We start from the raw sequence: 14,967 nt of genomic DNA, 5'->3' as shown, positions 1-14,967 counted from the left end.
ATGGAAGGGCGTGCTCTACACTATTCTTGGCGGTATCGCGCTAGCAAAGGAAGTAAAACAGCCTTCGGAAAGTGAAGTTTTCCATTTTCTAACAGCCTATTAAATTTTTCTGTTTATCCCCTTAGCTCGAATTCTCTTAACATTAAGATTCATCAAATGGCGTAATAAATACCGGAATAACCATTTCTTTATGCCCGATAAGTTACTCCCATAGCCTTGATAAAAATCATCAGGTTGAGAATAAACGCCAAAATCATCAGCAATGCCTTCACTTTGAATGTATGTATCTTCACCCTGCCAGTCGATAGGCGGATTTTGAAGAGAATTGGTAGAGATGCCAAAGCCCGAGAACTGAGTACACTGACTACTAAAAGCAGTTTGCACCTTCTTTAAATAGGGGCGATCTAAAATATAACCTTCAAGATTAATCCAGCGTTCATTCAGAAACACCTCTACCCAACTGTGGATAATTCTGTCTGGCGCAAAGCCAAATAGATAGTTTGGAATTGCTCCCTTTTGCAGCTCGTTATAGATTGTAAATCCATGAAAACGAGTCGGAATATCGACAGCACGCAGCAGAGCCATTAGTAAGGTGCCCTTGGTATTACATTGCCCGTAGCCATCCTTTAATACCTGACTGGCGGTGATAGTATCGTCAGCGTTATATCCGAACAAAATGTCATCACGCACAAATTTATATATTTCACCTGTAGCGTCATATTTCGATAATCTCTGCCAACCTTTTTCACTTATCAGCGCACGTATACTTGGATGTTCGAAATCCAGCATTGATGTGGTTTTTAAGTAATCATCTTGTGGGTGATTCATTATATTCTCCTCATCAAAAAAATCTGTTTGCAGGATAATCAGATAACGGGCAGAAAACTTGAATAAACTGGCTATCTAGGTTTGAACATGCTTTTTGCCTCGCGTATAGAGATACCAAAGAGACTGCGGAACGTACGGCTCAAATGCGCACTATCAGAAAATCCTGCCGAATGAGCAGCGTCTGTAGCTGACTGCCCCTTTGTTATGGCATTAATCGCGCAGATCGCACGCCGCCAAAGCAGATAGGGCCGCCAGGCTATACTCATCTCTTCACGAAAAAGGTGCAAAAACCGACTTTCGGACAAGGCCATCTGGCTGGCAACATCTGAGGCTCGCCAAGCAACAGGCTTTTGGCAGTCACCCAATAAGCAGCTATCGAGCTCATCCAATAACTTTTTAACTCGGTTATCAGCAATAGAGTTCGACATGCTTTTTTCGGTAAAAACCAAATTAAGGTCAAGAAATGAGAATAGCGGTGCTAATAACTCCGCAGGATTGTCACTTTGTTTTGGTCTGGCAACAGTAATATCAGCCAATTCAGCAAGTCGTACAACAGGCTTCTCCTCCAAGTGCATGAGAAACTTATACCCCAAATCACTTTGTGGTTCAGCCAATAGCACCCAGCCTGATTCCATGTGTAGCCGGTGATCTATTTGAGAGTTAATTATGAAGGGGGCTGTTATTTCCCGTCCATCAAGTAAGCAAAGAGATTGCTTCTCTGGCCATACAAACTGCATTGCATGATGCTTATGGCTGGCAGTATTAAATGCTGCACCATAGAGAATCAGAACACCCGGTTTTAGCCAAACAGTGGGAAGCATAATCAATTGATTGGTAGTGAGATTCTCTCGATAAGTATATTGCCGATTTAAAGCAGAGCAAAACTGGATGGCTGCTATGGGTTAAGGTGAGTCATGTCATCCTGAGCGAAGCGAAGGATCTCTGGAATATTCCTCCCTTCATTCACCAAAATAACAATTTAAAACCCCAACCCTTATCGGAGCTGAGGCAATAAAAAAATCGTCGCCGTTTGCTCGGCCATAACCACCGACAGCGGAGTCGCTTTAAAAATGACCTGAATCAAAATCTTGGGTCTCGCCCTGCTATTCGCTGGCAGATTCCTGCAACTCCTCTTCAGGCTGTGGTTTAAAAACCTCTACACCGCAAAGTGCAATCACGGTCATCACACCTACCAACAATCCCAGCCATGGCTCGAACAGGCTGAAAGCCATGGCCGTGATCACCATGGCACCTCGCTCGGTGGCGTCATCCACCAGGGACAAAGCCAGAGTGGCGCAAGCGAATGCCGTAAGAATCAATGTGACCGCCAGGGCGACGGGTAGCAGGGGTTGCAGCAGTGTGACCAGTGGCAAAAAGACAAATAAGACGGGGAGGCCAAACTGATAAAAGCTGCCGATGCTGTCATAAATCGAGTGAAGTTTGTCTTTACCTTCCGTCCAGCGTTTTAACAGGATGACCTGAATGCCGGTCCACAACACGCCCTGGGTGGCAAAGAACGGCGCGGTGATGCTCATTAATACATTGCGAATACCGGTGGCCATATGAGCGCGGCTGCTGTTGATGTCCAGCTTCTCATCCTGACGCTGCTTTTGGGCCTGTTCAATCATTTCATTGCCGGTCACCACGTCACCGAAAAATAATATATAGGTAATCAAGGCCAGGGGAAAAGTGGCTAAGAAGGTATCCAGACTCGGCCAGCCGATCACAAAAGGGGATGCCTTTGACCAGAGCCCTGCGGCAGCCGAACCGATATCGAGAAACTCCCAGCGAATGTTGTAATTAAATTCATCGGTAAAATAACCAATGATGCCTGCCAGTGCGAAACCGGGGAGCAGTCCAAATCCGAGGATCTTGGCTAACACAGGCTTGCTTGCCGCCATGGTTTGCAGGGGTTTGGAAAAGGCAAAGACCAGACAGACCATGACCCCGATGGTTCCGGCAATGGGCGCCGACTGAAAGACGTTGGCGGCATCGCCATCTTTGGTCACGCGTAGGAAGGCGGCAATGGCGGCGCCGAGAATAATGCCGCCTTTGAGCACATTGGGGATGACTTTAATGAGCTTGGCCCCCAGTCCGGTTATTCCCAGAATCATTAGAATCAGGGCAAAGTTTATCGACAGGGCCGTCATGGCCTGGAACTGAGCGGCATGATCGCCCAGATACATAGGCGAGGTAATAAACGCAACAACGAATGGAATGGCCGGTGTTAGCCAACCGGGGGCGTAAGGGTCGCCAAAGGCCATCCATCCCAGGGAAATCAGAATGTTGTGAATCATGGCCATGACCACCGCTTCCTCGAAGGTCAGGCCCAGCAGGGTCATAAAGTAGGGAACCAGTGCCAGTCCCGTTGCCCCGGCCACCGCCAGCCCCTGGAGCGCATCGGGTATGGAAAAGCGGATGTGGATCAACGGGATTCGCATGGTGAACGGACCCCACTGATACCCCGGATGTACTTCGCCGTCTGTCCTTTGTCTGGCCATGGCAATTTCCTTGTTTGAATTATTATTGGGTGATAATTAAACAATTACGGAAGAGAGCCAAATTTGTATCAATAACTATTCGCGATATTAATCAATGGCTTATTTTCCATCTCGCGAGTTTCCGCGCAGTCAGGGTTGGACGGCTGCAAAATGTTCCCCGAACTGAGTTAACCAAACGATTGGCGTTCGCTCTGATGGCTAAGCCACCACGGCCCGATCACTGGCCCAGTTTCTCAGGCTTTGAATTTGTTCTGCCATAACCACCGACAGTGGAGTGGTTTTGAATATCGCTTGAATCAAATCGTCTTCGCTGATGGTTTTGTCTTCTTCGGCGGCGTAGAGCGCAGAGATAACGGCCTGTTCTATTTCGGCGCCGGAGAAACCCTGCGCGGCTTCGGCAACGCGGTTCAAATCCATGCCGGCGTGACTGATGCCGCGCTTTTCCAGATGGATAATAAAAATATCTTTGCGCACCTCGGTATCGGGCAGGTCGACAAAAAAGATTTCGTCAAAGCGGCCTTTGCGCACCAGTTCGGCGGGCAGGCGGCTGATGTCGTTGCTGGTGGCCACCATAAATACCTGACTTTTGTGTTCGGCCATCCAGGTGAGGAAGTAGCCGAGCATGCGTTTGGATACGCCGTCATCGGAGCTGCCCGATGACATGGCCTTTTCAAGTTCATCGAGCCACAGTACGCAGGGGGACATGACTTCGGCCTGAGCCAGCGAGTCGCGCAAATTCTTTTCGGTTTCGCCGACAAATTTATTGTAGAGCGAGCCCATATCCAAGCGCAGTAAAGGCAGGCCCCATAAACCGGCAACGGCTTTGGCGGCCAGACTTTTGCCGCCGCCCTGAACCCCCAGCAGCAAGACCCCTTTGGGTGTCGGCAGCGAGGATTCACCACTGAACGCTTTTTCCCTTTCGCTCAGCCAGTGTTTGAAATTGTGCAGACCACCGACGTTGGCCATCTTTTCGGTGTCAAACTGATAGCTGAGCAACCCCTGATGATTGAGCAGGGCAAATTTGGCGCTGTTGACCTGAGGGATGTCGCTGGTGTCAATTACGCCGTCATCGGCGATGGCGTGGTAGGCCAGTCTGGCCACGTCTTTGTGTGCCAGCCCGCGCAGATTGCTGACCAGCTGTTTTAAGGCCGCGGGATCGGTTTTGATGCGATTGGTGTCAGAGCGGCTGACGTAGCGCTGGGCTTCCTGACGAACGATGCTGAGGATTTCATCGTCATCCGGTAGAGTCAGTTTGGCGTAAGCCATATAGGGGGCCAGCTCCGGGGGGGCTTGCAGCCGATGGCTGAGCAGCACCACGTGTTTTTCAATGTTGTCGAAATCCAATGCGATGTCTTTGAGCAGGCGGACGTTGAGCGGTTCGCTTTCCCAGTGGGGGTGAAAATCACAGAGGACAAATACGCCGCCCTGATTGCGGGCTTTGATGGCTTTCAGGGTCTCAGTGGGGCTCTGGGGTTCTGCGGTCTTGGCGATTCTGGGACCAAAGCCGAGGGTGTCGAAGCCGTCACTCAGGCTCCAGCGATAGAGTGTCTGGCGCTGTTCCTGACAGAGTGTCTGCAGCAGTTCCAGAACGTGTTTTTCCTGAGTGCTCTCCAGTGCAATCAGTGGGATTCTCTGTTTGAGTAAACGTCCGATGTCTTCGCTGACGGCGACTTTCATATTGTTATCTCTTGGCCGATTCCATTGGTGTGGATCAAGAGTACAGGGGAGGCGGTCGCTTCGCCAGCGTGTGCTGGCTACTCCGCTTTCATGAATAAGGGTACAATTGCCCGATCAAAGAGGATTATTTATGACGCAACGCCAATTGACCATCGCCGACCGCCTGCTGACCAATATGGATCGTGCCGTGCGCACTCTGGCTCCCGGAAAAGTCAGCCACTATCGGCCGTCGCCATCGAAAAATATGGATGAGCAAACGATGTCGGATGCCGAGCGCAAGCACGCTGCCGGTTTGATGCGGGTCAATCACTCCGGCGAGGTGTGTGCACAGGCGTTGTATCAGGGGCAGGCTCTGACGGCCAAGTTGCCCGAAGTGCGCAAGGAAATGCAGGACGCCGCCGATGAAGAGATCGATCATCTGGCCTGGTGTCAGGAGCGCATCGAGTCGCTGGGCAGTCAGCCCAGTGTGTTGAATCCACTCTGGTATGGGTTGTCGTTTGGTGTCGGTGCTGTAGCCGGTCTGGTGAGTGATAAGGTCAGCCTGGGGTTTGTCGCAGCTACCGAAGAGCAGGTCTGCAAACATCTGGAGAGCCACCTGCAAACCTTGCCGGAGCAGGATACCAAGAGTCGTGCGGTGGTGGAGAAGATGTTGGAAGATGAGGCCCGGCATGCGCATTCGGCACTGGATGCCGGCGGCGTGCGTTTTCCCGCGCCGGTAAAGGGTGCCATGACCCTGATTTCCAAGGCCATGACCAAGAGCAGCTACAAAGTCTGATAGCCGCCGTTATCCATGGATCAGAGTGCCTGCTCCAGAATTTCATAACTGTGGGTCAGTTCGACCCCGGCAGATTCCATCATGATGGAGGCTGAGCAGTATTTGGTGACGGACAGCTCAATGGCTTTTTTCACTTGAGCTTCTTTCAAGCCAATGCCGGTGACCACAAATTTCAGATGAATTTTGGTGAAGGGCGAGGGTACGCCATCGGCGCGTTCGGCTTCAATTTCCACCCGGCAATCGGAAACCTTCTGGCGGCTTTTCTTGAGGATGCCCATCACATCAAAGCTGGAGCAGCCGCCAATACCCAACAGGAACATCTCCATCGGGCGTGGGCCGGTATTGCGGCCGCCGTGGTCGGGGGCGCCATCCATGACGACGGTGTGGCCACTGCCTGACTCGGCCAGAAACTGAACGCCATCAACCCATTTGACTGTTGCTTGCATGCTGTTGCTTCCTGTTAAATCTGTTAAAACGGTTGGCGATTATGCTTGATTGTGGCTGCAGCGTCCATGCTCGGTCAGGCCGGACTGACGTCGCCTGAATTTGATTTGTGGCGTGGTAGTTTGCAGGCGAAGCGGCTATGGTTAGTGCAGTGGATAAACAGATAAATGCATTGGAGTTGTATCATTGGTTTCAGTATCACTGACGCCACATATCAAAAATGTGGATGAATTTTTAAGTCACTGTCACCGGCGGCGTTTTCCCGCCAAGAGCACCCTGATCTACGCAGGCGATAACAGCGACTCCCTGTATTACATCGTCAAGGGCTCGGTCACGGTGTCGATTGAGGACGATGACGGCCGCGAAATTATTGTGGCCTACCTCAATCCCGGCGACTTCTTTGGTGAAATGGGTATGTTTGAGCAGGGTGCCCGCAGTGCCTGGGTGCGCGCCAAGACCGAGTGTGAGGTGGGTGAGATCAGCTATGGCCGCTTCAATGAGTTGGTGGAAACCCACCCGGAATTTCTGTTTGCGGTGGGTGAGCAGATGGCGCGCCGGTTGCGCAATACCACTCGCAAGGTGGGTGATCTGGCTTTTCTCGATGTCACCGGTCGGGTGGCGCGCACCTTGCTCGATCTGAGTGCCGAGCCGGATGCTATGACCCACCCCGATGGCATGCAGATCAAAATTACCCGTCAGGAAATCGGTCGCATTGTGGGCTGTTCGCGCGAAATGGTGGGACGTGTTCTAAAATCACTTGAGGATCAGGGGTTGATCACGGCCCACGGCAAAACCATTGTGGTGTTTGGCACCCGCTAGGGGGATGTATGTCACTGAAAAAAATCGCGCTGCTGAGTCTTGGCAATTGCTTGCTGGTGGCTTGTCTGGCTTTTTCAGTGTCTTCCCGGGCCACTCAGGGCGAGGGTTTAACCGAGGTGGTTATTGCCGGTGACAATTGGTGCCCGATCAATTGTGGCAAGGATGATCCCCAGCAGGGCTATATGATTGATGTTGCCCGTCTGGCGTTGAAAGAGTCCGGTTACACCCTGAAGTACGTCGAGATCCCCTGGGCGCGGGCGGTTTCTCTGGCAAGGGCCGGTGAAATTCACGGCATTGTCGGGGCGTTTCGCGGCGATGCCCCGGGGTTTATTTTTCCCAATTCCCCTTTGTTGCAGATGAGCAGCAGTAATCTCTATACTCGGGTCGAATCCGACTGGCGTTTTGTCGGCGAGCCGTCTCTGGAGGCGGTGCGTTTGGGGGTGATTCGCGATTACGACTACGGCCCACTGATCAATACCTATGTGGAAACCTATGGCAAGAACCCCAACCGTGTCAGTATTATGTCGGGGGATAATGCGGTGGAGAGAAACATCAAACAATTGTTGCGCGGCCGTCTGGATGCTTTTGTCGAAACGGCCCCGGTGTTCTGGTACGCGGCGAAAAACCTCAAGGTTACCCAGCTGTTGCGCGATGCGGGCTCGGCGGGTGAACAGGAACCCTGCTACATAGCATTTTCGCCTAATCGCAAGGATTCCCTGGCCATCAGCAAGGCGCTGGATGCCGGTGTTTTACCCATGGCTAAAAAGGGCAAATTGAAACTGCTGGGGCAGGCCTATGGCTTGCCCGAAAGCGTGATTCCTAAATTGCCTGTGGTTCAGATGAACGCGGTAGCCCAGCCATAGTGGTTGGCTGTTCGGGGTCAGACTGCACGTCTCATAAGGTAAACCCCATAAAAAAGGCGGCGCTGTGAACAGTGCCGCCTTTTTGTTTGCCGGTTGGGAGTTTTACTCTCCCTGCTCCCGGGCAATGGCTCGGTAGGCAATGTCGTTACGATAGAACACACCGTCCCATTGGATCTTGGCGGCCAGTTCATAGGCGCGCTGCTGAGCTTCGGTGACGCTGTTGCCGAGGGCCGTGGCGCACAGAACACGACCGCCATTGGTGGTGATCTGGTCGTCGATCAGCTTGGTGCCGGCGTGGAAAACTTTTTCGCCAGCCACTTCGCCTTCGGGCAGGCCGGTGATGACGTCGCCTTTGTTGTAGGAGGCTGGATAGCCGCCAGCGGCCAGAACCACGCCCACAGAGCACTGCTGTTCCCAGTCGGTATCGACACCCGCCAGCTTGCCATCGATGGCGGCTTCACACAGTTCCACCATGTCGGACTTCATGCGCAGCATAATGGGCTGGGTTTCCGGGTCGCCAAAACGGCAGTTGTATTCGATAACCTTGGGGGTGCCATTGGCGTCGATCATCAGGCCGGCATACAGGAAACCGGTGTAATCGTTGCCTTCCTCGGCCATGCCATTGACGGTCGGGTAGATGACTTCATCCATAATGCGCTTGTGGATCTCGGCAGTCACAACCGGGGCTGGGGAGTAGGCGCCCATGCCGCCGGTATTGGGACCGGTGTCGCCATCGCCAACGCGCTTGTGATCCTGACTGGTGGCCATAGGAACAACGTTTTTGCCATCGACCATGACAATAAAGCTGGCTTCTTCACCGTCGAGGAACTCCTCGATCACCACACGGCAGCCGGCTTCACCAAAGGCGTTACCAGACAGCATATCTTTAACCGCTTCCTCGGCTTGCTCCAGAGTCTCGGCAACAATTACGCCTTTACCGGCGGCCAGGCCGTCGGCTTTAACGACGATTGGTGCGCCCTTTTCACGCAGGTAAGCCAGAGCTGGCTCAACTTCGGTAAAGTTCTGGTATTCCGCAGTCGGAATTTGATGGCGGGCCAGAAAGTCTTTGGTAAAAGCTTTGGAGCCTTCCAGCTGTGCGGCACCCTTGGATGGGCCAAAGGCGCGCAGGCCTTGCTCGGCAAAGTAGTCGACCACGCCTTCAACCAGTGGCGCTTCCGGGCCAACAATGGTCAGGCCGCAGTTGTTGTCTTTGGCGAAAGTGGCCAGCTTTTCAAATTCCAGCACGTCGATGTCGACGTTGGCCAGGCCTGCTTCAGAGGCGGTGCCGGCGTTGCCCGGGGCAACAAAAACGGTTTCAACGGATGGGTTTTGGGCGGCTTTCCAGGCCAGGGCGTGTTCGCGACCGCCAGAGCCAATTACCAATACATTCATGTGCGTTTTCCTTTCAGATGGATTCCCGCCTGCGCGGGAATGACGCGTTTAGAACAAATTATTTTTTACAAAAACCTTAAGGCAGAGCAGGCGGAGTGGATTTTGCGTTAGAGCAAGGAGGCACTGCGCACAGGAAGGGAATGTACATTTTGCACATGACCGACCGAGCACAGCGCCGACGCTGCTATCGCGCAAAAGACGCCCGCCTGACTGTCTTAATGGCGGAAATGGCGCATGCCGGTGAATACCATAGCCATGCCGTGTTCGTCGGCTGCGGCAATCACTTCTTCATCGCGCATGGAACCACCGGGCTGAATTACCGCGCTAATGCCCACTTTGGCGGCGTTGTCGATGCCGTCGCGGAATGGGAAGAAGGCGTCGGATGCCATTACCGCACCTTTCACTTCCAGATTGGCGTGCTCGGCCTTGATGGCGGCGATACGCGCGGAGTTGACGCGGCTCATCTGGCCTGCGCCGACACCGATGGTGCGACCGTCTTTGGCGTAGATAATGGCGTTGGACTTCACCATCTTGGCGACTTTCCAGGCGAACAGCAGTTCGTCCATTTGCTCGTCAGAGGGCTGTACTTTGGTGACCACTTTCAGGTCGCCCTTGGCAACCATGCCGTTGTCTTTTTCCTGAATCAGCAGGCCACCGTTAACGCGCTTGTAGTCGTAAGCGGTCGGGCGCTCTGCACCCCACTCGCCACACTCCAGCAGGCGTACGTTTTTCTTGGCAGATACGGCTTCAGCGGCTTCGGCAGAAACGCTTGGCGCGATGATCACTTCAGAGAATTGCTTGTCGACGATCAGCTGTGCAGTCTCCGCATCCAGTTCGCGGTTAAAGGCGATGATGCCGCCAAAGGCCGATTCCGGATCGGTAGCAAAGGCCAGCTCGTAAGCGGTTTTGATATCAGTGGCAACGGCTACACCGCAAGGGTTGGCGTGCTTGACGATGACACAGGCAGGCTCTTCAAACAGTTTCACGGTTTCCAGAGCGGCGTCTGTGTCGGCAACATTATTGAACGACAGCTCTTTACCTTGCAGTTGCTTGGCGGTGGAAACAGAGGCTTCGGCAGCATCGGCTTCGACGTAGAAGGCGGCCTTCTGGTGCGGGTTCTCGCCGTAGCGCATATCCTGAGTCTTAACGTACTGAACGTTATAGGTGTTGGAGAAATCGCGCGCCTGGTTTTCAGTGTTGCGGCGACCAAAGTGGTTGGCAATCATGCCGTCGTACTGGGCGGTATGCTCAAACGCCTGGACCATCAGGTCATAACGGGTTTCGTAGCTGGTAGCACCACTGTTGGCCTGCATTTCGGCAATCACGGTTTCGTAGCTGGAAGCGTTAACCACGATGGCCACGTCTTTGTGGTTCTTGGCTGCAGAGCGAACCATGGTTGGGCCGCCGATGTCGATGTTTTCAATCGCGGTTGGCAGGTCACAGTTGGGGTCGGCAACGGTGGCTTTGAAGGGGTAGAGGTTTACCACCACCATGTCGATGGGCTGGATGCCATGCTCGGTCATTACCGCGTCGTCGGTGCCGCGGCGACCCAGAATGCCACCGTGTACTTTCGGGTGCAGGGTTTTAACGCGACCGTCCATCATTTCCGGGAAGCCGGTGTAATCGGACACTTCCACGGCGTTGATGCCGTTTTCGGTCAGCAGGCGGAAGGTGCCGCCTGTGGAGAGGATCTCTACGCCTTGAGCCGCCAGGGCCTGGGCAAATTCAACGATACCGGTTTTGTCAGACACGCTGATGAGGGCGCGTTTGACGGTCACAAGGTTGTTGCTCATGTTGTTTTCCATCGACAAAAAGTTGGGGACTGTTTAAAACTCAAAATTAAAGCTGGGTGTGAAAACACAAAAGGGCGAGATGGTTGTGTCTCGCCCTTTTCGGTATTGGTGCAGTCTGCGGATTAAAGCAGGCCGTACTGCTTCAATTTTTTGCGCAGGGTGCCGCGGTTCAGACCCAGAACCTGGGCGGCGCGGGTCTGGTTGTGACGGGTATACTTCATCACGATTTCCAGCATTGGCGCTTCTACTTCGGCCATAACCAGATCGTATACGTCAGTCACTGACGAACCATCCAGATGCTGGAAGTAGTTGGACATGGCTTGCTCAACGCAATCACGCAGTGATTGGTTTTGCGTTTGCTGAGGTACTTCCTGTACCGGGCTGGTAAGTTCTCTTGGCGCGTCGGCCATCAGCATAGCGGCAGAGTTCATGCTGCTTGATCCTCTTTTGTTATCAATTGCTTAAAGTACTCAGTGACGCTCTCGAGTTGTTCTTGAGCGCACTCAATTGTGTTAAAGGTCTTAATAAAGGACTTGCCATTGGCAAGTGTCTTCAAATACCACCCGACGTGTTTGCGGGCGATCCGGAGCCCCATATATTCTCCGTAGAAGCTGTGCAGTTCCTGAATGTGACTGCGCAGCAGTTCGCTGACATCCTTCAGCGCTGGCTCAGGCAGTAATTTGCCTGTGGCCAGAAAGTGGTTGATCTCCCGGAATATCCAGGGACGACCCTGAGCGGCCCGGCCCACCATGACGGCGGCGGCACCTGTGTGCGACAAAACCTGTTGGGCCTTGATCGCATCGTTAATATCGCCATTGGCCATAACCGGTATCGAAACCGCGTCTACGATCTCGGCAATGGTGTCGTATTCGGCATCACCCTGAAACTTGCAGGCTCGAGTACGGCCATGCACGGCCAGCGCGGCAATGCCTGCCTGTTCAGCCATTCGGGCGATGATCACGCCATTGCGGTTATCTGTGTTCCAGCCGGTGCGAATCTTTAATGTCACCGGTACATCGACAGCCTGTACGACCTGGGTCAGGATTTCCTGCACCAGTGGCTCGTCTTGCAATAGCGCAGAGCCAGCGGCTTTCTTGCAAACTTTCTTGGCCGGGCAACCCATATTGATGTCGACAATTTGGGCGCCGCGCTCGACATTCATGCGGGCGGCGTCAGCCATCATTGCCGGATCGCCCCCCGCTATTTGCACTGAGCGGGGCTCCAGTTCACCCTCGTGGTTGAGGCGCGTCTGGGACTTGCGGCTGTTCCAGAGACGGGTGTCGGATGTCACCATTTCCGAGGTGGTCAGCCCGGCGCCCATTTGGCGGCACAGTTTGCGAAAGGGCTGATCGGTCACGCCTGCCATGGGCGCCAGAACCACGGGGCTTGCAATGTGGTAAGGGCCGATATGAAACACGCTGACCTCGTCTTGATCCGATGTCGTCTCTGGGTTGAATAATGTTGTTGTGATGCAACCGAAGGGTTGTATCGTAGCTCTTTGGGGGAGGCGTTTAGTGCGTCCCGAAAAGGGGGGCTATCATACCCGCGAAGGTGGTTTTAGAAAAGTAGAAATCGCTCAAATTGATGAAAAAATAGTCGTTGACAGGGGCGTTGAAATAGGTTCCAAACGGCCGTTTGTCAGCCCCGTTATTGGGGGCTGATGGCGAGGTTGTAATTTACCGCCTGTTTGCCGGGGTCAATGACTTCCAGGGCGATATGAATCGGTGTTTGGCTGGGCATGGTGTCGGCGCCAGCCAGTTCTCCGCCCAGGTATTCTCGGGGCGTAAACACCCGGTGCGCCACAGGTTTGCCATTGATGTCGCTGAACAACAGGGTCAGATTGGGAAACGGTTGGCTGAAGCTGGCGGTATTGATCAGGATGCTGTCGATGGCCAGTGCATTGTCTGCCTTGGGGTGGCTGCGCACCACGAGGTTGTAGCTTTTGATCTGGTTGATGTCGTAGCGCGGCGGCAGTTTGCAGCCAAGCGAGGGGCAGAGCGTTTCATAGATGCCCCGGTAGCTGTCCTGACGAGCGTAGCGATCGATTTCAAACCAACCTATCTGGGCAATCAGAGTGATGGCTCCCAGCAGGCTCAGTCCGCCCCAGAGCAGGCGGCGGGGCCAGGGTGAGGTTTGATCGTGCCACTCCATTTCAACTGGAGCGTCACCAATGCCGGCAAGGATGTTATCGCCAGTGCCGGTTTGTGGCTCTGCTTCCTGCTCGTCCAGATCGGCCAGCAGGCTTTCATCCAACAGGTCTTCCGTGTCATCTGTGTCGTACTGGATGGAAGAGGGGTTATCGATGTAAGGCTCATTGTCGTCTTCGAGCAATTGTTCTGCCCAGCTGTCGTCGGCCGGTTCGCTCGATGCGGTGGTTTTTCTTTGGATGTTGCGATCGAACAGTCCCCCGTGGGTTTGCGGGGTGGAGTCACGATCCAGGAATTCGTCGGAGAGCTGTCCGAGGCTGTTATCCATGTCGTCGGAGATGAGTTCATCATCATCGCTGGGTTGAGGCGGGGTGTTGGCCTCGATTTCAGTCTCGCTCTCGTCAGTGGCATCGACCGGCTCGCTTACCAGATCAATATTGAAGCTGTCGTCGGTTTCTTCGTCGATGCTTTCCTCTGCGCCAAAATCAATGTCTGTGGGCAGCGGGTCGAAATCCGCAGTTGGATCGGCTTGGGTGCTGATTGCATCGGTCGTGGATGGGTTGGCTGTGGAATGGGTGGTCGTGGATGGCTCGGCGATTGATGTGTCAGCAGGGGTGTCACTGACGGTGAGGTGGTCCAGAGCCTTGAAGACCTGCAGGCAGGAGCCGCAGCGCACCGCGCCTTTGGCTGTGGCCAATTGTGCATCGGTTACGTGGAAGGCGGTGTTGCAGTGTGGGCAACAGGTTACCTGATCTGCCATGAATGGTGTTATTCCCTGAAGGCTTGCTTTGAGTGCCAGAGTTTAGACGCTCTGTGTGCTGGGGTAAATCCGTAGTGTGCCGCCTAGTGAATTCGGGTGGCGCTGAGGCATACCCATTCATCCTGCTGTCGAATGGGGTCGAATTGGAAGTGGTCGCGGTAGGCGCTCATGACGGTTTCTGCCTGCGTCGCCAGAATGCCGGACAGGCACAGCCGGCCGCCGGGGCGCGTCAGGCTGGTCAGGGTTGGCGCCAGTTCGGCCAGTGGTCCGGCCAGAATGTTGGCCAGTACCGTATCAAACTGTTGCTCGGGGCACTTGGGTGGCAGGTAAACCGGAAAGCGCTCCGCCGCAATGTGGTTGCGCTGGGCGTTGTCGGCAGTGGCCAGTAAGGCCTGTGGGTCGATGTCTACCCCGGCCAGTTGATCGGCGCCCAGTAGCAGCGCGGCAATGCCCAGAATGCCAGAGCCGCAGCCGTAGTCCATTAGGGTCTGGTTATTGAGGTCCTGCTCGGACAGCCATTGCAGGCACATAAATGTGGTGGGGTGCGTGCCGGTGCCGAAGGCCAGTCCCGGATCCAGCAACAGGTTGACGGCCTCCGGTTGTGGCGGTTCCAGCCAGCTGGGGCAGATCCACAGGTCGCCACCGAAGTGGATGGGCTGGTAGTTCTGCATCCACTCGCGCTCCCAGTCTTTGTCTTCCAGTTGTTCCCATTTGTGGGGGGGCAGTGGTTTGCCATAGCCATTGGCGATGGCTGCGCTGCACAGAGCGGTATCAATGTCTGCATCAAACAGGCCGGTTACCCGGGTGTTATCCCAGAGCGGAGTTTCCCCGAGTGCGGGTTCGAGGATGGGTTGGTCGGCGTTGTCCTGCAGGGTGATGGAGGCTGCGCCAGCGGCGAGCAAAATGTCCTCGAGCGCTTCTGCCTCGGTGCGGTTGGTGTAAATATAGAGTTGCAGCCAGGGCATAGG

The 14,967-nt window shown here is 54.1% G+C and carries 14 protein-coding genes; 3 read left to right on the top strand and 11 right to left on the bottom strand.

Annotated elements, in window-relative coordinates:
* Positions 1-99: 99 nt before the first annotated feature.
* The 4 genes from ACPXV9_RS13800 to ACPXV9_RS13785 form a co-directional block, all read right to left on the bottom strand.
* Positions 100-828, bottom strand: coding sequence for a transglutaminase-like domain-containing protein (locus ACPXV9_RS13800; RefSeq protein WP_423898185.1), 729 nt, complete (start codon positions 826-828; stop codon positions 100-102).
* Positions 829-899: 71 nt separating this feature from the next.
* Positions 900-1,649, bottom strand: a complete 750-nt coding sequence (locus tag ACPXV9_RS13795) for a helix-turn-helix domain-containing protein (RefSeq protein WP_423898182.1) — start codon at positions 1,647-1,649, stop codon at positions 900-902.
* Positions 1,650-1,931: 282 nt separating this feature from the next.
* Complete coding sequence (locus tag ACPXV9_RS13790; RefSeq protein ID WP_423898180.1) at positions 1,932-3,329, bottom strand: hypothetical protein; 1,398 nt, start codon at positions 3,327-3,329, stop codon at positions 1,932-1,934.
* A gap of 198 nt (positions 3,330-3,527) precedes the next feature.
* On the bottom strand, positions 3,528-5,006 hold the full coding sequence (locus ACPXV9_RS13785; RefSeq protein ID WP_423898178.1) for an AAA family ATPase: 1,479 nt from the start codon (positions 5,004-5,006) through the stop codon (positions 3,528-3,530).
* A gap of 130 nt (positions 5,007-5,136) precedes the next feature.
* On the opposite strand from ACPXV9_RS13785, the gene coq7 reads away from it, so the two are divergent.
* Positions 5,137-5,781 (top strand): 2-polyprenyl-3-methyl-6-methoxy-1,4-benzoquinone monooxygenase, encoded by a 645-nt coding sequence (coq7, locus tag ACPXV9_RS13780; protein WP_423898176.1) that lies wholly within the window; start codon positions 5,137-5,139, stop codon positions 5,779-5,781.
* Positions 5,782-5,801: 20 nt separating this feature from the next.
* Here coq7 and ACPXV9_RS13775 read toward each other — a convergent pair whose 3' ends face one another.
* The gene (locus tag ACPXV9_RS13775; RefSeq protein ID WP_423898174.1) at positions 5,802-6,227 is read right to left on the bottom strand and encodes an OsmC family protein; all 426 of its coding nucleotides are present in this window, start codon (positions 6,225-6,227) and stop codon (positions 5,802-5,804) included.
* 184 nt (positions 6,228-6,411) lie between these two features.
* Between ACPXV9_RS13775 and crp the strand changes: the two genes are divergently transcribed.
* Together crp and ACPXV9_RS13765 are read left to right on the top strand one after the other, a co-directional pair.
* Positions 6,412-7,044, top strand: a complete 633-nt coding sequence (gene crp, locus ACPXV9_RS13770; protein WP_423898172.1) for a cAMP-activated global transcriptional regulator CRP — start codon at positions 6,412-6,414, stop codon at positions 7,042-7,044.
* An 8-nt stretch (positions 7,045-7,052) separates the two neighbouring features.
* Positions 7,053-7,907: a substrate-binding periplasmic protein gene (locus ACPXV9_RS13765; protein ID WP_423898169.1), complete on the top strand. Its 855-nt coding sequence runs from the start codon at positions 7,053-7,055 to the stop codon at positions 7,905-7,907.
* Between the two features lie 102 nt (positions 7,908-8,009).
* Here the strand turns inward: ACPXV9_RS13765 and purD are convergent, their stop codons facing one another.
* The 6 genes from purD to prmA all read right to left on the bottom strand — a co-directional run bounded on the left by purD (position 8,010) and on the right by prmA (position 14,964).
* The gene (gene purD / locus ACPXV9_RS13760) at positions 8,010-9,299 is read right to left on the bottom strand and encodes a phosphoribosylamine--glycine ligase (protein ID WP_423898166.1); all 1,290 of its coding nucleotides are present in this window, start codon (positions 9,297-9,299) and stop codon (positions 8,010-8,012) included.
* A gap of 215 nt (positions 9,300-9,514) precedes the next feature.
* On the bottom strand, positions 9,515-11,092 hold the full coding sequence (gene purH / locus ACPXV9_RS13755; protein WP_423898164.1) for a bifunctional phosphoribosylaminoimidazolecarboxamide formyltransferase/IMP cyclohydrolase: 1,578 nt from the start codon (positions 11,090-11,092) through the stop codon (positions 9,515-9,517).
* Positions 11,093-11,214: 122 nt separating this feature from the next.
* Positions 11,215-11,523 (bottom strand): DNA-binding transcriptional regulator Fis, encoded by a 309-nt coding sequence (fis, locus tag ACPXV9_RS13750; protein ID WP_423898162.1) that lies wholly within the window; start codon positions 11,521-11,523, stop codon positions 11,215-11,217.
* Positions 11,520-12,458, bottom strand: a complete 939-nt coding sequence (gene dusB, locus ACPXV9_RS13745; RefSeq protein ID WP_423898343.1) for a tRNA dihydrouridine synthase DusB — start codon at positions 12,456-12,458, stop codon at positions 11,520-11,522. Before dusB ends, fis begins: the two co-directional genes overlap by 4 nt.
* A 281-nt stretch (positions 12,459-12,739) precedes the next feature.
* Complete coding sequence (locus ACPXV9_RS13740; protein ID WP_423898161.1) at positions 12,740-13,999, bottom strand: DUF3426 domain-containing protein; 1,260 nt, start codon at positions 13,997-13,999, stop codon at positions 12,740-12,742.
* A gap of 83 nt (positions 14,000-14,082) precedes the next feature.
* Positions 14,083-14,964, bottom strand: a complete 882-nt coding sequence (gene prmA, locus ACPXV9_RS13735) for a 50S ribosomal protein L11 methyltransferase (RefSeq protein ID WP_423898158.1) — start codon at positions 14,962-14,964, stop codon at positions 14,083-14,085.
* Positions 14,965-14,967 lie beyond the last annotated feature (3 nt).

Source organism: Candidatus Pelagadaptatus aseana (genome assembly GCF_040362265.1).
In the GTDB taxonomy this organism is placed as follows: Bacteria; Pseudomonadota; Gammaproteobacteria; order Pseudomonadales; family Cellvibrionaceae; genus Pelagadaptatus; species Pelagadaptatus aseana.
The sequence above is the reverse complement of the archived record's forward strand: the minus strand, read 5'-3'. Positions and strand labels throughout refer to the sequence as shown.